This is a genomic window from Aurantiacibacter spongiae (genome assembly GCF_003815535.1).
GTDB classification, from domain to species: Bacteria; Pseudomonadota; Alphaproteobacteria; order Sphingomonadales; family Sphingomonadaceae; genus Alteraurantiacibacter; species Alteraurantiacibacter spongiae.
The window spans coordinates 2,215,660-2,234,907 of the sequence record NZ_RPFZ01000001.1 but is presented as its reverse complement, the minus strand read 5'-3'; the positions used below and the strand labels follow the sequence as shown (position 1 = coordinate 2,234,907).

The 19,248-nt window shown below is 68.5% G+C and carries 21 protein-coding genes; 8 read left to right on the top strand and 13 right to left on the bottom strand.

Translation table 11 applies throughout. From position 1 onward, the window contains the following. Positions 1-11 precede the first annotated feature (11 nt). From EG799_RS10865 to EG799_RS10820, 10 genes are all read right to left on the bottom strand, one after another. A complete protein-coding gene (locus tag EG799_RS10865) occupies positions 12-1,481 on the bottom strand; it encodes a UDP-N-acetylmuramoyl-tripeptide--D-alanyl-D-alanine ligase (protein ID WP_123881097.1) in 1,470 nt (489 codons plus the stop codon). After that, positions 1,478-2,962 carry a UDP-N-acetylmuramoyl-L-alanyl-D-glutamate--2,6-diaminopimelate ligase gene (locus tag EG799_RS10860; RefSeq protein ID WP_123881095.1) on the bottom strand — a complete coding sequence of 495 codons (1,485 nt, stop codon included), beginning with the start codon at positions 2,960-2,962 and terminating at the stop codon, positions 1,478-1,480. The genes EG799_RS10865 and EG799_RS10860 overlap by 4 nt, the downstream gene beginning before the upstream one ends. Then, positions 2,962-4,689 carry a peptidoglycan D,D-transpeptidase FtsI family protein gene (locus tag EG799_RS10855; RefSeq protein ID WP_123881093.1) on the bottom strand — a complete coding sequence of 576 codons (1,728 nt, stop codon included), beginning with the start codon at positions 4,687-4,689 and terminating at the stop codon, positions 2,962-2,964. Before EG799_RS10855 ends, EG799_RS10860 begins: the two co-directional genes overlap by 1 nt. Continuing rightward, positions 4,686-5,225, bottom strand: a complete 540-nt coding sequence (locus EG799_RS10850) for a hypothetical protein (RefSeq protein ID WP_123881091.1) — start codon at positions 5,223-5,225, stop codon at positions 4,686-4,688. The genes EG799_RS10855 and EG799_RS10850 overlap by 4 nt, the downstream gene beginning before the upstream one ends. Next, positions 5,222-6,175 (bottom strand): 16S rRNA (cytosine(1402)-N(4))-methyltransferase RsmH, encoded by a 954-nt coding sequence (rsmH, locus tag EG799_RS10845; protein ID WP_234029128.1) that lies wholly within the window; start codon positions 6,173-6,175, stop codon positions 5,222-5,224. Before rsmH ends, EG799_RS10850 begins: the two co-directional genes overlap by 4 nt. Beyond that, on the bottom strand, positions 6,172-6,678 hold the full coding sequence (locus EG799_RS10840) for a division/cell wall cluster transcriptional repressor MraZ (protein WP_234029127.1): 507 nt from the start codon (positions 6,676-6,678) through the stop codon (positions 6,172-6,174). The genes rsmH and EG799_RS10840 overlap by 4 nt, the downstream gene beginning before the upstream one ends. A 209-nt stretch (positions 6,679-6,887) precedes the next feature. Then, positions 6,888-7,787, bottom strand: a complete 900-nt coding sequence (locus EG799_RS10835; protein ID WP_123881085.1) for a Gldg family protein — start codon at positions 7,785-7,787, stop codon at positions 6,888-6,890. Further along, positions 7,738-8,136, bottom strand: a complete 399-nt coding sequence (locus EG799_RS10830) for a hypothetical protein (protein WP_123881082.1) — start codon at positions 8,134-8,136, stop codon at positions 7,738-7,740. The genes EG799_RS10835 and EG799_RS10830 overlap by 50 nt, the downstream gene beginning before the upstream one ends. A gap of 19 nt (positions 8,137-8,155) precedes the next feature. After that, positions 8,156-9,169 carry a cysteine synthase A gene (locus EG799_RS10825; RefSeq protein ID WP_123881080.1) on the bottom strand — a complete coding sequence of 338 codons (1,014 nt, stop codon included), beginning with the start codon at positions 9,167-9,169 and terminating at the stop codon, positions 8,156-8,158. 37 nt (positions 9,170-9,206) lie between these two features. After that, positions 9,207-9,524 carry a 2Fe-2S iron-sulfur cluster-binding protein gene (locus EG799_RS10820; protein WP_123881078.1) on the bottom strand — a complete coding sequence of 106 codons (318 nt, stop codon included), beginning with the start codon at positions 9,522-9,524 and terminating at the stop codon, positions 9,207-9,209. Positions 9,525-9,603: 79 nt separating this feature from the next. Here EG799_RS10820 and EG799_RS10815 point away from each other — a divergent pair, with 79 nt between their 5' ends. The 3 genes from EG799_RS10815 (at position 9,604) to EG799_RS10805 (ending at position 13,117) form a co-directional block, all read left to right on the top strand. Continuing rightward, on the top strand, positions 9,604-10,221 hold the full coding sequence (locus EG799_RS10815; RefSeq protein WP_123883065.1) for a DNA-3-methyladenine glycosylase family protein: 618 nt from the start codon (positions 9,604-9,606) through the stop codon (positions 10,219-10,221). A gap of 102 nt (positions 10,222-10,323) precedes the next feature. Next, positions 10,324-12,288, top strand: coding sequence for a S9 family peptidase (locus EG799_RS10810; protein ID WP_123881076.1), 1,965 nt, complete (start codon positions 10,324-10,326; stop codon positions 12,286-12,288). A gap of 28 nt (positions 12,289-12,316) precedes the next feature. After that, a complete protein-coding gene (locus EG799_RS10805) occupies positions 12,317-13,117 on the top strand; it encodes an SDR family oxidoreductase (RefSeq protein ID WP_123881074.1) in 801 nt (266 codons plus the stop codon). A 3-nt stretch (positions 13,118-13,120) separates the two neighbouring features. On the opposite strand, the gene EG799_RS10800 is transcribed toward EG799_RS10805, so the two are convergent. Continuing rightward, positions 13,121-13,411 (bottom strand): 4a-hydroxytetrahydrobiopterin dehydratase, encoded by a 291-nt coding sequence (locus tag EG799_RS10800; RefSeq protein WP_123881072.1) that lies wholly within the window; start codon positions 13,409-13,411, stop codon positions 13,121-13,123. A gap of 53 nt (positions 13,412-13,464) precedes the next feature. Here EG799_RS10800 and ccmA point away from each other — a divergent pair, with 53 nt between their 5' ends. Together ccmA and EG799_RS10790 are read left to right on the top strand one after the other, a co-directional pair. Beyond that, positions 13,465-14,046: a heme ABC exporter ATP-binding protein CcmA gene (gene ccmA / locus EG799_RS10795; RefSeq protein WP_123881070.1), complete on the top strand. Its 582-nt coding sequence runs from the start codon at positions 13,465-13,467 to the stop codon at positions 14,044-14,046. After that, entirely contained in the window at positions 14,043-14,702 is a 660-nt protein-coding gene (locus EG799_RS10790) for a heme exporter protein CcmB (RefSeq protein WP_123881068.1), read from the top strand. The genes ccmA and EG799_RS10790 overlap by 4 nt, the downstream gene beginning before the upstream one ends. 25 nt (positions 14,703-14,727) lie before the next feature. On the opposite strand, the gene map is transcribed toward EG799_RS10790, so the two are convergent. Both map and EG799_RS10780 read right to left on the bottom strand, forming a co-directional pair. Beyond that, positions 14,728-15,555 carry a type I methionyl aminopeptidase gene (gene map / locus EG799_RS10785; protein WP_123881066.1) on the bottom strand — a complete coding sequence of 276 codons (828 nt, stop codon included), beginning with the start codon at positions 15,553-15,555 and terminating at the stop codon, positions 14,728-14,730. Positions 15,556-15,580: 25 nt separating this feature from the next. Beyond that, positions 15,581-16,423 carry a DUF4163 domain-containing protein gene (locus EG799_RS10780; protein WP_234029193.1) on the bottom strand — a complete coding sequence of 281 codons (843 nt, stop codon included), beginning with the start codon at positions 16,421-16,423 and terminating at the stop codon, positions 15,581-15,583. A gap of 50 nt (positions 16,424-16,473) precedes the next feature. Between EG799_RS10780 and EG799_RS10775 the strand changes: the two genes are divergently transcribed. From EG799_RS10775 to argC, 3 genes are all read left to right on the top strand, one after another. After that, positions 16,474-17,856: a leucyl aminopeptidase family protein gene (locus tag EG799_RS10775; RefSeq protein ID WP_123881063.1), complete on the top strand. Its 1,383-nt coding sequence runs from the start codon at positions 16,474-16,476 to the stop codon at positions 17,854-17,856. An 85-nt stretch (positions 17,857-17,941) separates the two neighbouring features. Next, a complete protein-coding gene (locus EG799_RS10770) occupies positions 17,942-18,310 on the top strand; it encodes an SH3 domain-containing protein (protein ID WP_234029126.1) in 369 nt (122 codons plus the stop codon). Next, the gene (gene argC, locus EG799_RS10765) at positions 18,310-19,236 is read left to right on the top strand and encodes an N-acetyl-gamma-glutamyl-phosphate reductase (protein WP_123881061.1); all 927 of its coding nucleotides are present in this window, start codon (positions 18,310-18,312) and stop codon (positions 19,234-19,236) included. Before EG799_RS10770 ends, argC begins: the two co-directional genes overlap by 1 nt. The last annotated feature ends 12 nt before the right edge of the window (positions 19,237-19,248 follow it).

Here is a 19,248-nt window from a genome sequence, read left to right as displayed (position 1 = left end):
TCCGTTGCGCGTCAGCCTTCCCGGGCGGCGAAGTGATCCACGACGCGGGCGAGGCCGACCGAGTTGGAACCCTTGACCAGCACGGCGTCTCCGCCGGCAAGGCCGAATTCCTGCAACGCGGCTATGGCTTCGCCCGCATTCTCGCAATGCGCAAACGGAATCGGATTGCCAAGCTGTGCGGACCGGTCTTTCCCCATCTCGCGCGCAAGAGGGGCCATTTCCTCGCCCACCAGCACGGCGAAGTCGATATGTGCCTTCGCCACGGGTTCGGCGAGCTGGGCATGGAAGGAGGGGCCGAAATCGCCCAGTTCCTTCATCGCGCCGAGCACCGCGACGCGGCGGGTGGCGGGGGTGTGGCCGAGTTGCGCCAGAGTGGCGCGCATCGAGGCCGGATTGGCGTTGTAGCTCTCGTCGATCAGCAGCGCGTGGCCGCCCGGCACCTTGACCCGTACCCGCGCTCCGCGACCCTTGAGCCCGCCCATCTCCGCGAGCGCCAGTCCCGCCGCGCCCAGATCGCCCCCGGCGGCGTGGACGGCGGCCATGACGCACAGCGAATTGTCGATCCAGTGCTCGCCCGGCTCGGCCACGCAATAGCAGATGCGGATCGGCCCCATCGCCGCCGTGACCAGCGCCCCGCCGCTGGCATCGGGCACGGCGTCGAGCAGGCGCATGTCCGCCCTCTCCCCGCGCCCGAAGGCGATGATCCGCGCCCCGGCCCTGATCGCGGCGTCGCGCAACCGGTCGAAATGGGGGCTGTCGGCGGGGATGACGGCGGTGCCGCCCTTTTCCAGTCCCGCGAAGATTTCCGCCTTGGCATCGGCGATGGCCTCCTCGCTGCCCAGGTTCTCGATATGTGCGGGCGCGATGGTGGTGATCACGGCGACGTGCGGGCGAACGTGGTCGGTCAGACGGGCGATTTCGCCAGCATGGTTCATCCCCATCTCGAACACGCCGAAACGGCTGGGCGCCGGCATCCGCGCCAGCGAGAGTGGCACGCCCACATGGTTGTTGTAGCTTCGCACCGAGCGATGCGCAGGCCCGCGCCCGGATCGTTCGAGCGCGGTGAAGATCGCCTCCTTCACGCCGGTCTTGCCGACCGATCCGGTGACGCCGACGATCTTCGCCTCGACCCGCTCGCGCGCGGCGGCGGCGAGCGCCTTCAGCGCCACGGTCGTATCGCCGACCAGCACGTGCGGATAATCCACCGGCCGGTCGACCAGCGCGGCGGCGGCGCCGTTGCGGAAGGCGGCGTCGATGAAGCGATGGCCGTCCATCGCCTCTCCCTTCAGCGCCACGAACAGGTCGCCGCGCTGCACGTCGCGCGAGTCCATCTCGACGCCGCTAACCTCAAATTCACCATAAGCGGATCCGCCTGTGGCGGTCGCGATCCCGGCCGCATTCCACAGGGAGAGCGGCGCGCGCGTGGGGACGTTTCGCGGCCATGCGCGCAGGGCGGGATGGCGTTTCAGCGCTGCACTCATCTGTCCGTATCCCGGTCGTTGGCGTTGATCTTCGCGGCGCATTCGCGCGCGACTTCGACATCATCGAAAGGCAGGGTACGCGCATCGTCGCCGCTGCCGACGACCTGCCCGGTCTCGTGCCCCTTGCCCGCGATCAGCACGATATCGTCGCATCCCGCCATCTGGATCGCGTGGCCTATCGCGGCGCGGCGGTCACCCATGTCCTGCGCGTTGTCCCCGGCTCCCTCCATCACGGCGGCGCGGATGGCGGCGGGGTCCTCCCCGCGCGGGTTGTCGTCCGTCACAACGACCGCATCGGACAGGCGCGAGGCGACTTCGCCCATCGGCGCACGCTTGCCCTTGTCGCGGTCCCCGCCGGCACCGAACACGGTGACGAGCCGCCCCGCCACATGCGGCCGCAGGGCCTTGATCGCCGCGGCGAGCGCGTCGGGCGTATGGGCGTAATCGACATAGACCGGCGCGCCCGAAGGCGCGATCACCGCCCGTTCGAGCCGGCCGCGCACGGGTTGCATCCGCGCCAGTGCGTCGAACACCTGCGCCGCGTCGCTGCCGCTCGCCAATGCGAGACCCGCGGCGGTGAGGGCGTTGGCGACCTGGTACGCACCGATCAGCGGCAGCCGGATCGTATGGGTATCGCCGCGATGCTCGACGCGCAGTTCCTGTCCCAGCTGCGTCGCCTCCCGCGCGGCGATGCGGATGTCCTCGCCCTGCTCCCCCACAGTGAACAGCGTCAGCCCGCGCTCGCGCGCCACGTCCATGACGCGCTGCGACCAGTCATCGTCCGCCCAGATCACCGCCGTGCCGCCATCATCCAGCACCTCTGCGAACAGGCGCATCTTGGCGGCGAAATAATCTTCCATGTCGGCGTGATAGTCGAGATGATCGCGCGACAGATTGGTGAACGCGCCCGCCTTCACCGGGAGTCCCTCGTTGCGGAACTGGCTGAGGCCGTGGCTGCTCGCTTCGTAGGCGACGTGGGTCACGCCCTCGCGCGCCAGCCCGGTCATGTTGGACAGGAAGGTGACGATGTCGGGCGTCGTCAGCCCGGTGGATACGCTTTCGTCGGGCGTGGTGACGCCGAGCGTGCCGATGCTCGCCGCGCGCAGCCCGCACATGTGCCAGAGCTGGCGCGTCATCTCGACCGTCGAGGTCTTTCCGTTGGTCCCCGTAACCGCCACCACCGTTTCCGGGGTCGGGCGAAAGAAGCGGCTGGCCAGTTCGGCGAAGGCGCGGCGCGGACGTTCGCTGGCGAGATGCAGCGCGCCCGGCACCTGCGCCTGCGGCCGGGCGACGACCGCCACCGCGCCGTTGGCGACGGCGGCCTGGATGAAATCCTCGCCATTCACCTTCGTCCCGGGAAAGGCTCCGAAGACGTTGCCGGGGGCGACCTTGCGATGGTCGATCGCGAAACCGGTCACGTGCGTATCCCCGGCGGAAACCGCATCGAGGTTCAACAGACGGGCGAGATCGGCGAGCCGCATCAGTCGTGCCCGACCAGCGGTTCGAGATCGCTGAGGTCGATGTCGCGATCGGCGTCGGGCAACACGCCCAGTTGCGGGCCGATACGCGGCACCAGGCGGCCCACGATGGGCGCGGCGTTCCACGCGGCGGTGCGCTGAAAGCTGCTGGCGACGGTGCCCTGCGGTTCATCCAGCATGGCGATCACGACGTAGCGCGGGCGGTCCATCGGGAAGGCGGCGGCAAAGGTCGATACCAGCGTGGAGCGGCGATAGCCGCCGGCTCCGGGCTTTTCCGCGCTCCCGGTCTTGCCGCCGACGCGAAAACCGGGCGCATCCGCGTTGCGGCCGGTGCCATAGACCGCGATCATGCGCAGCAACTGGTTCATCCGCGCGCTGGTGCTGGCCTTGAACACGCGCCGGCCTCGCGGTGCCTGGCCGGGTGCGAGCTTGCGCAGGGTCGCGGGGCGCCATACGCCGCCATTGACCATTGCCGCATAGGCCGAAGCTAGGTGGAGCGGCGTCACCGCGATCCCGTGCCCGTAGCCCACCGTCATCGCCCGCAGTCGCGGCCAGTCGCCGCTCGGCCAGATGGGAAAGCCGCGAGCGGGCAGTTCGATGTAGGGCCGCTCGTTCATGCCCAGATCTTCCATGTAGCGCTTGAGCGTGCCGGCGCCGACCTCGTCGACGATCTGCGCGGTCACGATGTTCGACGAATGAATCAGCATCTCGGGCACGTTCAGGCTTGCCCCGATCGTGTGGCTGTCGCGAATGTGGAAGCCGCCGATGGCGATCGGCCGGTTGGCCGGATAGCGGCGCGCCAGATTGGTCACCTTGCCGCTGTCGATGGCGGCGGCGACCGTCAGCGGCTTGAAGGTGCTTCCCAGTTCGTAGACCTGGTTGGTCACGCGGTTGAACATGCGTGACTGGCCTTCTGCGTCGATATGATTGGGGTCGAATTCGGGGAGGGAGGCGAGCGCCATCACTTCACCGGTGTCGACATCCAGCACCACGCCCGCCGCGCCCACCGCGTTCACGGCCAGCATCCCGCGCCGCAATTCGTCTTCCAGCGCGCCCTGCACCCGCGTGTCAATCGACAACGCCACGGGCGTCGCGCGCCGCGCCGGGTCCGTCAATTGCTCGTCCAGCACCGCTTCCATCCCGACACGGCCGTGACCGTCGGCCGCGACGTAGCCCATGACATGCGCCGCCATCGCGCCCTGGGGATAGTGGCGATCCTCCTCTCGCGGCAGTTCCAGAGCCAGTTCGCCGATGGCCATGACCTTGTTGGCATCGCGCGGCAGCACGCGGCGGCGCAGATAGCCCGCGCGGCCCGAGGACAGCTTCTCGCGCACTTCGTATTCGTCCAGGTCGGGGAAGATCGCCTTCAGTTCACGGGCCACCTCGCCCGCACTCTTCACGAGCGGCGGCCCGCCATCGCCGCCCAGTTCCATCGCGCGCGGATTGAACCACAGCGCATAGGCGGGGAAGGCCCGCGCGAGCGGCACGCCGTTGCGATCGACGATCTCCCCGCGCGGAGGCAGCAGCTGGTCGGCCATCGAATGCCGGGCGGGGCCGGGTTCCACCGTGCCGATCCAGGCGATACGCGCGAAGGCGGCCAAGCCAAGGAACACGAAAACCGCGGCGACCAGCAGCAGTCGCAGCCGTGCGACCAGCAACGCATGCCGGCGATAGTCGATGCGGCCCGCCGGTGTGGCGGCGAAGCCGTGCGGGACGGCGAAGGCGGTCATCGACCGGCAGAAGCGGCGATGCCGCCGATCGCGACGCGCACCGGTCCGCCCGCGAGGCTGACCGCGAGGTGATTGGCGGGCGCGTGGCCGCCGCCGGCCGCGTGATTTTCGCCGCCCTCGCCCAGCACGTCCGCTTCCACCGGCTTCCCGGTCAACGGCGACACAAGGCGCGGGAACGCCGGCATTTCGCCGTCATCGCTCATGCCCGCGAGTCGAATGGGCGCAGGCGCGTCAGCCTCGCGCGGGGAGCCGAAGCGCGCCAGCTGGCGCGGGCTTTCGATGAATTGCTGCGCGGTCGGCGCCTCGAAGCCGAAATCGACCCGGTTCCATGCCGCCAGCTGCACCTGGTTCGACCGGGTGAGGAATTCGGTTTCCAGCAGCATGTTCTCGTTTTCCAGCGAAACGATCTCGCGTTCCGCCCGCACGACCTCGGAATGGAGCGCGTTCACCTTGAGGTGCAGCATCGCGTAAAGGACGAGACAGACCCCCAGCGCGGCCAGCCAGCCTATGCGACGAATGCGATAATGCGGTGTCATGCGGCATGCTCCCTTGCCGGCGCTGCGGTGCGTGTCGCGGCGCGCAGCGTGGAAGAGCGCGCACGCGGGTTGCGGTCGATCTCGGCGGCGGAGGGCCGGATCGCCTTGGTAAGATGCCCGAAGCGGGGGGACGGGGTATCCTTCGCTTCGGGCAGGTGCCGGGAACCGCGAGGGGAAACGTTCGCGGCATCCCGGAGAAAGGTCTTCACGATGCGGTCTTCCAGGCTGTGAAAGCTGACGACGGCCAGCCGGCCACCTTCCTTCAGCAACCTTTCGGCCGCAGCCAGGCCGCGGCGCAGTTCGTCCAGTTCGCCGTTCACGTGGATGCGGATTGCCTGGAAGCTGCGCGTCGCCGGGTCTTTCGGCTGGCCGGGGCGATGGCCGAGCGCCTTTCGCACCACCGCGGCCAGTTCGCCCGTGGTGGTCAGCGGACGCGCGGCGACGATGGCGCGCGCGACGCGGCGCGACTGCCGCTCCTCGCCAAAGGTGTACAGCACGTCGGCGATCGCGGCCTCGTCGGCGTCGTTGACGAAGTCCGCTGCGTTGGGCCGGGTGCGATCCATTGTCATGTCGAGCGGGCCGTCGCTGGAAAAGGCGAAGCCGCGTTCGGCGCGGTCGAGCTGCATGGAGGATACGCCGATGTCCATCGCGATGCCGTCGACCTGCGCGATGCCGGCCTCCTCCATGGCCTCGACCATCTCGGAAAAGCGGCGCGCATGCAGCACGAGTCGCGGGGGAACCTCCCGCGTTTCGGGCCACTGGGCGCCCGCGGCGATCGCGTCCGGGTCGCGGTCGAAGGCGTGCACGGTGGCCCCGGCGTCGAGGATGGCGCGGGTGTAGCCCCCTGCCCCGAAGGTCGCATCGATGATGACATCGCCGGGCCGCGGATCGAGTTCGCGGATCACCTCGTCCAGCAGGACGGGAACGTGGGGCGCCGGCGCGGGGGTCACTTGCGCTTTCCCCTTGCGCCCTTGGCGTCTGCATCGGCGGCCATCGTGCGGCATGCGGCCTGCGCGTTCTCGAACCCTGCGCCCATCGCCTGCAGGCGCCGGGGATCCCAGAGCGTGATGAACTGCCCGCCGCCCTGGAAGTAGATGGCATCGGCGAGCCCGCCCAGATCGGACAGATGATCGGGCAATATGAAGCGACCCGAGGAATCGAACGGAACCTCGGTAAACCCCCACAGCTGCATGGAGCGCAGATCGCGGTCGAAGTCCACGCCGCGGCGAATCGCGCTTTCCTCTTCCTTGTCGAGCTGGTCCTCGAACCCGTCGGTGCGCGACAGGCCGAACGCGGTCAGGCATGGATATTTCTCGTGCTTGGCGAGGCACAGGACGCGTTCGTCGTTATTGTCGGCGAACACCTTGCGGAAGCTGGGTGGCAGGACATAGCGACCCTTCTCGCCGCGAAGCGAAAAGCCCTGTCCCCTGTAGCCTGAAGGCCGATCCGCCACGAACCCCGTCCCCGGTTTTGCAAACACCCCCGGACACATCTTCCCCGCGACGAACCGCGCGCCGGCGCGGCCGCCTCACCCCGGATACGGGATGCGGCACGGGAAACTTGTCCGATGACCAAGGTAAATAACCCGGTAGCGAACGGGATGGAAGGGGAAAATGCGGGATTTTTGGGGATCGTCCAGTAAGATACTGAATAGTATAATCTTTATGGACTTTCCGCTCGTCTGACCTGCGCCATCGAATGCGGGTCGCGAGGGCGGTTCCGCGCGCCTTTCGCGCCCGCCGTAGCGGACCCGTCGCCATTGTCCCGCGAAATCCCCAACCCTTCTGCCAACAGCCGCCGGAGCGCGGCTGGCGCGCCGTCGTGCGGCCCGTCCAGATCGAGCAGCGCCGCGTCCGCCACGATCAGCGCTTCCCCCGCGCCCACCGTGCAGCGCGCCACCATATCGGCCGCGAAAAGCGCACATCGCGCGAAATCGCTGCCATGCACCGCGAACGTGCCGGATAGCGCCACGGGGATGTTCGTTCCCGCAAATTCCCGCATGGCCATTTCGCCGTCCTGTTCCGGGTCGAACAGCAGTTCGAGCCCCCAGTGACGGAGGATGGGAGAAAGCAACGCCACGTCCTGCGGGCGTCGCCTGTCACCGATCGCAAAACGCGATTCGCCGGTCATCATCGGATCGGCGAACAGCAGCAGGCGCCCCCCGCCGCGCACCCAGGCATCGAGCGCCACGTTCTCTTCCGCGGTCAGGCCGCGCGGCTGGGCCAGCAGCAGGCGGTCGAAGCCGGCAAGCGCTTGCCCGGACAGGTAATCGACCGGTTGCAGGGTAAAGTCGCGCGCGATCACCGGACGCGCCCAGTGCGGCCGCGCAGTGCCGGCAAGCATCTCCTCCAGCCCCGCCGCCTCGCCCCAGTAGATCGGTATCGTCCCCATCAATCCAAGCGACGGCGGCGCGACCTCGGCCTCTTCGACCGGAGCGCCGATGACGACATCCTGCGCAGCGGCGCTTCCCCCGCCAAAGGCGAGCAGCGCGGCGGCGACAAGCCCCGCAAGATCAGGGACGCAGCGGCTCTGCACGATCAGCATCGGGATCGACGACTTCACCACCACGGGCGGGCGGCTGCGCGGCGGGGGCATCGGTTTCCGCCGGCAGTTCGGGCGCAACGCCTGCGTCGGCCAGCGGATCGCGCGGCGACGCAGTCTCGGTGGCCACGACCGTCGGTGCCGCTTCGGGCACGGCGCTGGCGGAGGTCTGCTGCGCGCGGGTTATGACGATGTCGGCCAGCCCCACCAGCAATACCATGGCACCGATGCCGAACAGCCCGACCTGGAGGCGCTGGATGCGCTGCGCCCGCGTGCCCGACAGGGGCGCGAGGACCGGGGCGGCTTCGCTATCGCTCGCGCGTTCTTCGGCGGCGCGACCGCGAAACAGATCCCTCGGATCGATTACCATGCCGGCCCGCCTACCCCGGTCAATCTGAACGCAGCCAGTCGAACACCGGCAGCCCCTTCGATTCCAGCCACTCGGCATTGTAGAGCGTGGAGAGATAGCGGAAACCCGTATCGCACAGGATCGTCGCGACGCGCGCGTCCTCGCGCCCGTCGGCGACCAGCTGGCGGCCGAGCGCCACCGCGCCGGCCACGTTGATCCCGCTCGACAGGCCGAGGCACAGCCCCTCCTCGCGCAGCATCCGGGCAACCCATTCCAGGCCTTCCTCGTCCGCGATGCGGAACTGGGTATCGACCGGCGCCCCTTCGAGGTTCGCGGTGATGCGCCCCTGCCCGATCCCCTCGGCCACGGAAGAGCCTTCCGATGCCAGCTCTCCGTTGGCGTAGTAGTTGTATAGCGCCGCGCCGTGCGGATCGGTCAGCGCTATGCGGATGGCATCGTCCCTCGCCTTGAGGCCCAGCCCCACGCCCGCCAGCGTGCCGCCGGTCCCCACCGCGCAGGTGAAGCCATCCACCCGGCCCCCCAGCTGTTCCCAGATTTCGGGGGCGGTGCCCTCGATATGCGCGCGGCGATTGGCGACGTTGTCGAACTGGTTGGCCCAGATCGCGTTCTCGGTCTCCTCCGCGATGCGGCGGCTGGTGTGGACGAAGTGATTGGGATCGGCGAACTTGGTCGGCGGTACCGTGATCAGCTTCGCACCCAGCGCGCGCAAGGTGGCCATCTTTTCCTGGCTCTGGTTGTCGGGCATCACGATGACCGTCGCGTAGCCCAGTGCATTGGCGACGAGCGCGATGCCGATGCCGGTATTGCCCGCCGTGCCCTCGACCACGGTGCCGCCAGGCTTCAATTCGCCGCGCGCTTCGGCGTCGCGGATGATCCACAGCGCCGCGCGATCCTTCACCGAAGCGCCCGGATTGGTGAATTCGCACTTTCCCCAGATCTCGCATCCCGCCGCCTCGCTCGGCCCTTCGAGCAGGACGAGCGGCGTGTTGCCGATAAGGTCAAGCGTGTCGGTGCGAACAGGTGCGGTATTCATGTCGCCGGAGGTAAGGCCGCGCAGGGATGCGCGCAACTCAATCCTCCTCGGCGATCCGTACCTTCAGACCGTCAAGGGCGGGCGTGAACGGTATCTGGCAGCCGAGCCGCGAATTCTCGTTCCGGTGATCGCTCGAATCGAGCAGGTCGTCCTCGTCCTCGCTCATGTCCGGCAGCCGATCCTTGAAGGCCGGGTCCACGTGGACGTGGCACGTCGCGCAGGAACAGCACCCGCCGCACAGTGCCAGCAATTCATCGAACCCGTTGTCGCGGATCGCTTCCATCACGGTCAAACCGTCTTCGACCTCGACGCTGGTTTCCTCGCCCGAGCGGGTGACGACGGTGAGTGTGGGCATGGGCTTGCAATTCCTCTGGTAACACGCGAACGCGGGGGATCGCTAGGCAATCGGCCCGGCAATGGCAAGCGGAGCGATAATGGGTCTGGCGGCGCAGGACTTACGCGGCGATCTCGATGCGGTCGCCGCGATCGAACCCCGGATCGCGACCGCGCTGGAGCGTGCCGGCTATCCCGAGGAACGCATCCGCCCGAAAGGATATCGCACGCTCTTGCGCACCATCGTGGGGCAGCAGGTTAGCGTCGCCGCCGCCGCCAGCGTCTGGGCGAAGCTGGAAGCGGAACTGGGGGAGGACATGCCGCCCCGCGACCTTCTGGCCCGCGATTTCGACACCCTGCGCGGCTGCGGCCTGTCCCGGCAGAAGCAGGGCTACGCCCGGTCGCTGTGCGAACTGGTGACGACGGGACAGATCGACCTCGCCAACCTGCCCGCCGATGACGAGGACGCCATCGCCGCCCTCACCGCGATCAAGGGGATCGGGCGCTGGTCGGCGGAGATATACCTGCTGTTCGCGGAAGGTCGCCGCGACATCTGGCCGGCGGGCGATCTTGCCGTAATGGCCGGGATCGGTTGCATCATGGGCCTGGAGGAACGCCCGGATGAGAAGGCCACCCGCGCACTGGCCGAACCCTGGCGGCCGCACCGCAGCGCGGTCGCGATCTTCACCTGGCACTGCTACAACAATCCGGCACTGTAGCGGCGCGGTATGCGCAGCGGGGCTGGCATCGAGATCCCGCCCCCGCCGCTTCACAACCCCTGCCACAGCGCCTACCTCCCTCCCTAACAACCGGGAGAAACCATGACCGCCACCGATACCGCCGCCGCCCGCGTTTCCGACGTCGAGCTGATCCTGCGCGATCACCTGTTCGGCAATCCCACGCGCTCGGGCGGGAAGATCAGTCCGGACGGCAAGTGGGTCAGCTGGATGGCGCCGTGGGAAGGCGTGATGAACGTGTTCATGGCCCCGTTCGACGATCACGGCGACGCGCGCCGGATGACGAGCGCGACGGACCGCCCGATACCGATGTATCTGTGGGCGCCCGACAGCCGCTCCATCCTGTACATCCGCGACAAGGCGGGAGACGAGAACTTCCTGCTCTACCAGGTCGGTCTGGACGGCAAAGAGGAGAAGTGCCTGACCCCGTTCGAGGGCGCGCGGGTCGGCCTGGTGGGCGGGTCCGAAACGATCAAGGACCGTCTGCTCGTCGGCATCAACGACCGCGATCCGCGCTTCCACGATGTCTTCATGCTCAACCTGACGACCGGCGAACTCGACCTCGTGTTCCAGAACGACGAATGGGCCGGGTTCGAGGCAGATGACAGCCTCACCCTGCGCTGGGCGATGCGCCAGAATGCGTCGGGCGGCACCGACATGCACGAGATCACCGATGGCGAAGTGGCCGAGGAGCCGACCGAGAGCACCGGTCTCGACGATGCGCTGACCACGGCGATGGCGGGCTACACCACCGATGGCAACACGCTCTACTGGCTCGACAGCCGGGGCCGCGATACCGCCGCCCTGTTCGCGCAGGATACGCGGACCGGGGAGCGCCGGTTGATCGCCGAGCATCCCAAGGCCGATATCGGAAGCACGCTTCGCCATTCGCAGACGGGGGAGGTGCAGGCGTGGAGCGCCACCTATCTGCGCACCGAGCATCATGCCATCGACCCCGGGATCGGCAAGGCGCTGGACTGGCTGCGCGAGCGGCTCGACGGCGATTTCGGCGTGCAGTCGCGCACCGATGACGATCGCCGCTGGCTGGTCTGGAACGATCCGCTGACCACGCCCATCAAGTCCTACCTGTTCGACCGCGACGCCCGGACGCTGACCGAATTCTACACCACGCGGCCCGAACTCGACGGCGCGCCGCTCCAGCCGATGCACGCGACCGAGATCCGCTCGCGCGACGGGCTGGCCCTGCCGAGCTACCTGACACTGCCGCCCGGCAGCGATCCCGATGGCGACGGTGTTCCGGAAGAGCCGGTACCGCTCGTTCTCGACGTGCACGGCGGGCCGTGGGCGCGCGACACCTACGGCTTCGACCGCAACCACCAGTGGCTCGCCAATCGCGGCTATGGCGTGCTCAACGTCAATTTCCGCGGATCGACCGGTTTCGGCAAGAGCTTCATCAACGCCGGCAATCGCGAATGGGCGGCGAAGATGCACGACGACCTGATCGACGCGGTGGAGTGGGCCGTCGGCCACGGTATCGCCGACCGCGAGAAGATCGCCATCATGGGCGGTTCCTACGGCGGTTACGCGACGCTGGTCGGTCTGACCTTCACGCCCGAGGTCTTCGCCTGCGGCGTCGATATCGTGGGGCCTTCCAACCTCGAGACGCTGCTGGAAACGATTCCCCCCTACTGGGAGCCGCTGGTGAAGCAGTTTCACGAACGCATGGGCGATCCGACCACCGAGGAGGGGCGCGAGTTCCTCAGGAGCATCAGCCCGCTCTACCGCGCCGGGGAGATCGTGAAACCGCTGCTGATCGGCCAGGGGGCCAACGATCCCCGGGTCAAGCAGGCCGAGAGCGATCAGATCGTATCGGCGATGGAGCGCGACGGCGTACCCGTCACCTACGTCCTCTTCCCGGACGAGGGCCACGGCTTCGCCAGGCCCGAAAACAACATCGCCTTCAACGCCATAACCGAGAATTTCCTGGCCCAGTATCTCGGCGGCCGGGCCGAACCGGTGGGCGATACGCTGTCGGCCTCGACGGCAGAGATACGCGCGGGCAGGGAAATCGTGGGGATGGCCGACTGATGCCGCCGGCGAACAGGGGGAGCAAGACATGAGCAAGTCGATTTTCGTTACCGGCGGCGCATCGGGCATCGGCCGCGCCATCGCGCGTCGCTTCGCCGAAGAAGGCTGGACGGTCGGGCTGGGCGACGTGGACGAAGGCGGCATGGCCGAAACCTGCGCCATGCTGCCCGAGGGGCGCTGCCACGCCTTCAGGCTCGATGTCACCGATCCGCAGCAATGGGACCGTACACTCGCGGCCTTCGCGGACAGGACCGGCGGCGCGATCACGGTGCTCGCCAACAATGCCGGCGTGCCGCTCGGGGGATCGCTGATGACGAACGGCACCGCGGAAATCGAGCGCTGCATCGCCATCAACCTGACCGGCGTGATCCACGGCGCGCGCGCTGCCCACGATCTGCTGGCGCGCGCCGGCGAGGGCGCGTGCCTGCTCAACACCGCCAGCGCGGCGGGTATCTACGGCACGCCCGGCACGTCGGTCTACGCGGCCACCAAGGCGGGCGTGCGCTCGCTGACCGAAACGCTCGACGGGGAATGGGCGGGCGACGGGATCGCGGTGCGCTCGCTGTGCCCGGGTTTCATCGACACGCCGCTCCTCGATCATAACGCCAGCGCCTCCTCCAACGAGCAGATTCGCCAGCGGGTCCGCGCCGCCGGGCTGGAGATCACCCCGGTCGGGGACGTCGCGGAAGCGGCGTGGCGGGCGGTTCACGGCAAGCGGCTGCACACGCTGGTCGGGAAGACCGCCAGGCGCATGAACTTCGCCCGCCGTTTCACGCCGGGGCGGCTGCGCAGGATGGTCGGCGCGGCGGGGCGGCCGATGGGGCGATAGCGGTCAGAGCAGCGCGTCGATCGCCTTGGCCAGCTTCATGTCGCGCAGGGAAAGCCCGTCCGCATCGTGCGTCGTCAGCGTAATGTCGACCCTGTTGTAGACGTTGAACCACTCGGGGTGGTGGCCGTGCGCGTCGGCCAGCAGCGCCACGCGCGCCATGAAGCCCCACGCCTCGCTGAAATCGGCGAACTCGAATTCCCGGCGGATGGCATCGCCGTTCCGGTCGAACCTCCAGCCGTTCAGCCCTTCCATCCAGTTTTCCGCATCCTCGCGGCCGAGCTTCTCGGGTGCCATGGCGCTTTCCCTCGCTTGCGTGTGTGACGATTGCTGGCCTAACGCGCGAGGCGATGGATACGTGCCGACTTTCCGCGAGCGACCTGGCCTGCCGGCGGGGCGAGCGGCTGCTGTTCCGGCGGCTCGACCTGGCCCTGTCGCCGGGCGAGGCGCTGCACGTGACAGGCCCGAACGGCACCGGCAAATCCAGCCTGATCCGTATTCTCGCCGGCCTGCTGCGTCCGCTGGCGGGCGACGTGAGACGTGCGGGGCGGCTGGCGCTGCTCGACGGCAACCTCGCCCTCGACGAACACCTGCCGCTCGGCCGCGCGCTGGCCTTCTGGCACCGGCTCGACCGGCGCACGGGCCATGCGGCGATGAGGCCGCTGGGTCTGACCAATCTGCTCGACGTGCCGGTGCGCTTCCTTTCCACCGGCCAGCGCAAACGCGCCGCGCTTGCCCGCCTGCTGGAACAGGAAGCGCCGATCTGGCTGCTGGACGAACCGCTCAACGGGCTGGACGCGGATGCGGCGGCGCTGGCAGAGACACTGGTGGGCACGCATTGCGAGGCGGGCGGCATCGCGCTCGTCGCCAGCCACCAGCCGTTGGCCCTGCCCGGTCTTTCCACCCTGCACCTGCCCGACTACGCGGCATGAGCGCACTCGCCGCCCTCCTGCGCCGCGATCTCGCCCTCCTCCTGCCCGGCGCGCGGCGCGGCAATACGCTGCTGCCGCTGCTGTTCTTCCTTGCCGTCGCCATGCTCTATCCCTTCGCGGTCGGGCCGGATGCGGCGCTGCTCGCACGGACAGGCGGAGGGGTGATCTGGGTTGCCGCGCTGCTTGCCGCGATCCTGCCGCTGGACCGCCTGCTTGCGCCCGATCTGGACGCGGGCTTCTTCGATCAATGGGCCTTGCGCGGCGTCAGCGAGGAAGCCGTCATCGCCGTGCGCCTTGTCGCCCACTGGCTCAGTTTCGGGCCGTTCCTGATGCTGGCCGCCCTGCCCGCGAGCGCGCTGCTCGGCCTCGATGCCACCACGCTGCGTACGGTCGAACTGGGCCTGCTTGCCGGAACGCCGGGCCTTGCCGCCATCGGCCTGATGATCGCCGCCGTCACCGTCGGGCTGAGGACAGGGGCGGCGCTCGCCGGACTGCTGGTGATCCCGCTCGCCGTCCCGCTGCTGATCTTCGGTGCCGGCTCGCTTTCGGCGGGCGGCGAAGGCGGCATCGCGCTGACCGCGGCCATCAGCTTGGTGCTGGTGGCGATAGCGCCCTTCGCCGGCGGCGCGGCGATCCGGGCCGCGCGGGAAGGATGACGGGACGCGGGCGCGGCGCGAAGGATCAGCCGTAGGGCGGCTGGTCCAGCCCGGTCGGGCTCTTGGTGAAGATCTCGCACCCCTCCTCGGTAATCCCGATCGAATGCTCGAACTGCGCGGACAGGCTCTTGTCGCGCGTCACCGCGGTCCATCCGTCGTTGAGCAGCTTGACCGGCGCGCGTCCGAGATTGATCATCGGCTCGATCGTCATGAACATGCCGGGGCGCAATTCGGGGCCGGTCCCGGCGCGCGCGGCGTGGACCACCTCGGGCGCGTCGTGAAACAGGCGGCCGACCCCGTGGCCGCAGAATTCGCGCACCACGCCGTAGCGGTGACGCTCGGCATGCTTCTGGATCGCGGCGCCGATATCGCCCAGCCGGGCGCCGGGCCGCGCCTCGGCGATACCGATCATCAGGCACTCATACGTCACCTCGACCAGCTTGCGCGCCTTCAACGCAACGTCGCCGACCAGGAACATGCGGCTGGTATCGCCGTGCCACCCGTCCAGCAGCGGGGTCACGTCGATATTGACGATGTCGCCTTCCTTCAGCCGCTTGTCCGACGGGATGCCGTGGCACACCACATGGTTGATGGAGATGCAGCAGCTATGCGTGTAGCCACGATAGCCAAGCGTTGCGGGCACGGCGCCGCCGTCCAGCGTCATCTCGCGGACCCGCGCGTCCAGCTGCGCCGTGGTGACGCCCGGCGCCACCATCGTCGCCATCTCGTCGAGGATCTCGGCAGCCAGCCGGCCCGCCTTGCGCATGCCCTCGTAGCCTTCCGGCCCGTGCAGCTTGATGGTGCCGTCGCGGTAGACGGTCATGTCGTCGGTTACGTGCTGGTAGTCTGTCATGCCCGCAACATAGCGAGCGCGCCGCCTAATTGCGAGCGGTGAACGCCTCGCGGAATTCGGGCCGCACCTTGTCCAGCAGTTCGGGTGTCATGTCGAAGGTGAACTCGTATGTCCCCTCGGCATAGGGGCCGGCGAGATAGGGGGCGATCTGGATGCCGATGCGGTCGAAGGTACGACCGTTCGAACTGCCGAGCAGCAGGTTCGTCTCGTCCGCCTTCACGCAGGCGCTGAAGGCATCGTCATACGGGCTGTCGTTCGCCGCCGGATCGTACTGCTCGCCGCGCCGCTCCTTGCGCTCGGCATCGAGGGCATCGCACAGCCTGTCGCCCAGCGCGTCGTCGAGCGCTTCGGCCGACGTGAAGAAGGACATCGGCTCGCGCGGGCGGTTTTCCCGCTTGTCCCAGATTATCGAATCGAACCCGTAATTGGGGTGCGCGCCCCCCGAATAGCTGTCGATCTGGGCGGACAGGCTGAGCCAGTCGGGCAGGTCGGCGATGACCTTCCATTCCGCTCCGCTCGAATACTTGTTGAAGGGAAAGCCGTTGTCCCGCGCCTCGCGCTGGCCGCGCGCCGCCTGTTGCGCCAGCCGGTTCCGTTCCCGCTCCAGCCGGCTATCGAGCCATCGCGCCAGCCCGGGAATGTCGCCCGCCTCCTTGGGGTAGGAGTAATCGAAGACGAAGGTGTCGGTAACCTCGTTAACCTGCCGCGCGCCGCCCTGCGCTTCGGCGGGGGTCGTGCCGGTCGGCGTGGGGGTCGCCGTCATCGCGGGGGTGGCGGTGGCGGTGGCGACGGGATCGGGGTCGCCGGCCACCATGTCGCAACCCGCCAGCATGGCGGGGACCGCGATCCAGGCGATTCCTCTTCTCATCACGCCACAAGCCTTTTCAAACCGCGACGAAAACGGCAAGCGCAAATCCCATGAGCATCGACAAAGACCTGATCCAGCCGGATCGCGGGCAGGACGCCATCGCGATCCACCTCGTCAATTCCGACGGTTTCGGAAGCTTCGCCAAGGGGCTGAACGCATCGCAGCGCGCGGCGCTCGCGGCGCAGAAATTCACCGGCGCGGGCTATCAGGTGGGGATCGTGCCCGATGGCGAAGGCTGGTTCGCGGTCGGCGGCGTGGCCGATCCGGACGAACTGTCCAGCTGGTGCATGGCCGCCCTTGCGGAAAAGCTGCCGGCGGGCACCTATCGCCGCGCGAACGGCGATCCCGGCCCCGCCCTGCACGGCTGGCAGACCGCGCAGTACCGGTTCACCCGCTACACCGGCGACGAGGACGCGGAGGGGCCGCGCATCCTCCTGACCGGGCAGGTCGGCAAGATCGACCTCGCCGTGGCCGAGGCGCAGGCGGTCGCCATGGTGCGCGATCTCGTCAACACCCCGGCCGAGGACATGGGGCCGGCGGCGATAGAGGAGCGGGCCGAGCGTATCGCCGGGGCGCACGGGGCCGATTTCGACGTGACCCGTGGCGATGCCCTGGAAAAGGACTTTCCGATGGTTCACGCGGTGGGCCGCGCGGCGGAGCGCAAGCACGCCCCGCGCCTCGTGCAGATCGAATGGGGCGACGAAAGCCACCCCCGGATCGCCATCGTCGGCAAGGGCGTGACGTTCGATTCGGGCGGGCTCGATATCAAGTCGTCCACCGGCATGGCGCTGATGAAGAAGGACATGGGCGGCGCGGCCCACGCTCTCGCGCTGGCCGACCTCATCATGACCGCCGGGCTGAAGGTACGGCTGCACTGCGTCGTGCCCACGGTCGAGAACGCGATAGCGGGCAATGCCTTCCGCCCCGGCGACGTGCTGCAAAGCCGCAAGGGAATCACGGTGGAAATCGGCAATACCGACGCCGAGGGGCGCCTGATCCTGGGCGACGCGCTGACGCTGGCGAGCGAGCGGAAACCGGCCCTGCTGATCGACTTCGCCACGCTGACCGGCGCCGCGCGCGTGGCTCTGGGCCCCGATCTGCCGGCGTTGTTCACCCGCCGCGACCAGACGGCCGAGCAGCTTATCCAGGCCGGCCGTGCGCACGACGATGCGCCCTGGCGCATGCCGCTCGAACAGACCTATGCCGAATGGCTCGCCTCGGACATCGCCGACACCAACAACGCGCATGGCAATTCCTTCGCCGGATCGACGGTCGCGGCGCTGTTTCTCGACAAGTTCGTGGGCGAGGACATCGACTGGGCGCATTTCGACACCTTCGCCTGGCGTCCCGCGGCCAAGCCCGGTCGGCCCAAGGGCGGGGAGGCGCTGGGCCTGCGCGCGGCGTTCCACATGCTGCGCGGTCGATATGGCTGAGCGCCCGCCTTGCGGGCCGCCGGCGCGCGGTCTAAGCGGGCGGTTTCACACATGTGTCACGGCGATTTGACGGGTAGAGCGACGCTTGAGCGAGGGCGATCACAACAGGGGCGCGAGGCATTCGGGCAGTAGCGCACACGGGCCTTACGCGCTGACCGGGCCGGTCGCGCGGCCCGATCCGCGCGCCGTCCCCATTCGCGGCGATTTGGCCCATGTCGCCCTCGCGGGAACGCATTTCGTGCCGCATTATGCCGTGCCCCAGCCGCGCGGCGTGATGCCGGGCGGCGCCACGCTGATGAGCGAGCCGGGTGAGCGCGGCGAGGAGATCTGCGCCCTGCTGGAAGGCGACAGTTTCGAAGTGCTCGACGTGATCGGCGGCTGGGCGTGGGGTTGCCTGTCGCTGGAGGGGCCGGTGGGCTACATCCGCACGGACCGGCTGGAGAGCCTGGGCTGATGGCCCATTGCGTCTTCATCGACGGCGCGGCCGGGACGACCGGGATAGAGATTGCCGAGCGGCTGGAGGGCCGGGAGGAATTCGACATCGTCCGCCTGAACGAGGCGGAACGCAAGGATCGAGACTGCCGCCGGACCGCGCTCAATTTCGCCGATTTCGTCATTCTATGTCTGCCCGACGACGCCGCGCGCGACGCGGTCTCCATGATCGAGGCGAACAGCAAGACCCGCATCATCGATGCATCGAGCGCGCACCGCACCGGATCGGGCTGGATCTACGGCTTTCCCGAACTCGTCGGCACGAAGGCCGTGGAAAGCGCGCGCAAGGTGTCCAATCCGGGTTGCTACCCCACCGGCTTCCTCGCGCTCGTCGCGCCGCTGGTGCGCGCCGGATTGCTGCCCCGCTCCTGGCCCTATTCGGTCCACGCCGTCTCCGGCTATTCGGGCGGGGGCAAGGCCCTGATCGAGCGCTTCGGGGAGGAGCGCGACATCGCTTTTCGCAGCTACGGCCTGTCGCTCGATCACAAGCACCTGCCAGAGATGCAGTCGAAGGCCGGGCTCGATCACGCGCCGGTCTTCTCGCCCGCCGTGGTGCCGGCCATGCGCGGCATGATCGTGGAGGTGCCGGTGCCCGTCGCCGCCATGCGCAACGCCGCCTCCCCCGCGGTGCTGCGCGAAGAACTCTCGCGCTATTACGCGGACGCACCGCTGGTGCGGGTGCACCGCGACAACCCCGACGAACTGCTGCTGCGCGAAGGGGCGGAGGCGACCGACCGCCTCGACCTGTTCGTGTTCGGCGGACCGGACGAGAAGGCCGCGCGGCTCGTCGCCATGCTCGACAATCTGGGAAAGGGCGCCAGCGGCGCCGCGGTGCAGTCGCTCAACCTGATGGCGGGGTGCGATCCGCTGGCGGGATTGCGCATCTGATGGCTGACCGTC

Coding starts and splice junctions, on each gene's coding strand:
- map (WP_123881066.1), bottom strand. CDS start 15,555: ATGACAGACTACCAGCACGTAACCGACGACATGACCGTCTACCGCGAC.
- EG799_RS10815 (WP_123883065.1), top strand. CDS start 9,604: ATGGGTCTGGCGGCGCAGGACTTACGCGGCGATCTCGATGCGGTCGCC.
- EG799_RS10800 (WP_123881072.1), bottom strand. CDS start 13,411: ATGGCACCCGAGAAGCTCGGCCGCGAGGATGCGGAAAACTGGATGGAA.
- EG799_RS10820 (WP_123881078.1), bottom strand. CDS start 9,524: ATGCCCACACTCACCGTCGTCACCCGCTCGGGCGAGGAAACCAGCGTC.
- argC (WP_123881061.1), top strand. CDS start 18,310: ATGGCCCATTGCGTCTTCATCGACGGCGCGGCCGGGACGACCGGGATA.
- EG799_RS10780 (WP_234029193.1), bottom strand. CDS start 16,423: ATGAGAAGAGGAATCGCCTGGATCGCGGTCCCCGCCATGCTGGCGGGT.
- EG799_RS10805 (WP_123881074.1), top strand. CDS start 12,317: ATGAGCAAGTCGATTTTCGTTACCGGCGGCGCATCGGGCATCGGCCGC.
- EG799_RS10850 (WP_123881091.1), bottom strand. CDS start 5,225: ATGACACCGCATTATCGCATTCGTCGCATAGGCTGGCTGGCCGCGCTG.
- EG799_RS10860 (WP_123881095.1), bottom strand. CDS start 2,962: ATGCGGCTCGCCGATCTCGCCCGTCTGTTGAACCTCGATGCGGTTTCC.
- EG799_RS10810 (WP_123881076.1), top strand. CDS start 10,324: ATGACCGCCACCGATACCGCCGCCGCCCGCGTTTCCGACGTCGAGCTG.
- EG799_RS10865 (WP_123881097.1), bottom strand. CDS start 1,481: ATGAGTGCAGCGCTGAAACGCCATCCCGCCCTGCGCGCATGGCCGCGA.
- EG799_RS10775 (WP_123881063.1), top strand. CDS start 16,474: ATGAGCATCGACAAAGACCTGATCCAGCCGGATCGCGGGCAGGACGCC.
- EG799_RS10825 (WP_123881080.1), bottom strand. CDS start 9,169: ATGAATACCGCACCTGTTCGCACCGACACGCTTGACCTTATCGGCAAC.
- EG799_RS10830 (WP_123881082.1), bottom strand. CDS start 8,136: ATGGTAATCGATCCGAGGGATCTGTTTCGCGGTCGCGCCGCCGAAGAA.
- EG799_RS10790 (WP_123881068.1), top strand. CDS start 14,043: ATGAGCGCACTCGCCGCCCTCCTGCGCCGCGATCTCGCCCTCCTCCTG.
- ccmA (WP_123881070.1), top strand. CDS start 13,465: ATGGATACGTGCCGACTTTCCGCGAGCGACCTGGCCTGCCGGCGGGGC.
- EG799_RS10855 (WP_123881093.1), bottom strand. CDS start 4,689: ATGACCGCCTTCGCCGTCCCGCACGGCTTCGCCGCCACACCGGCGGGC.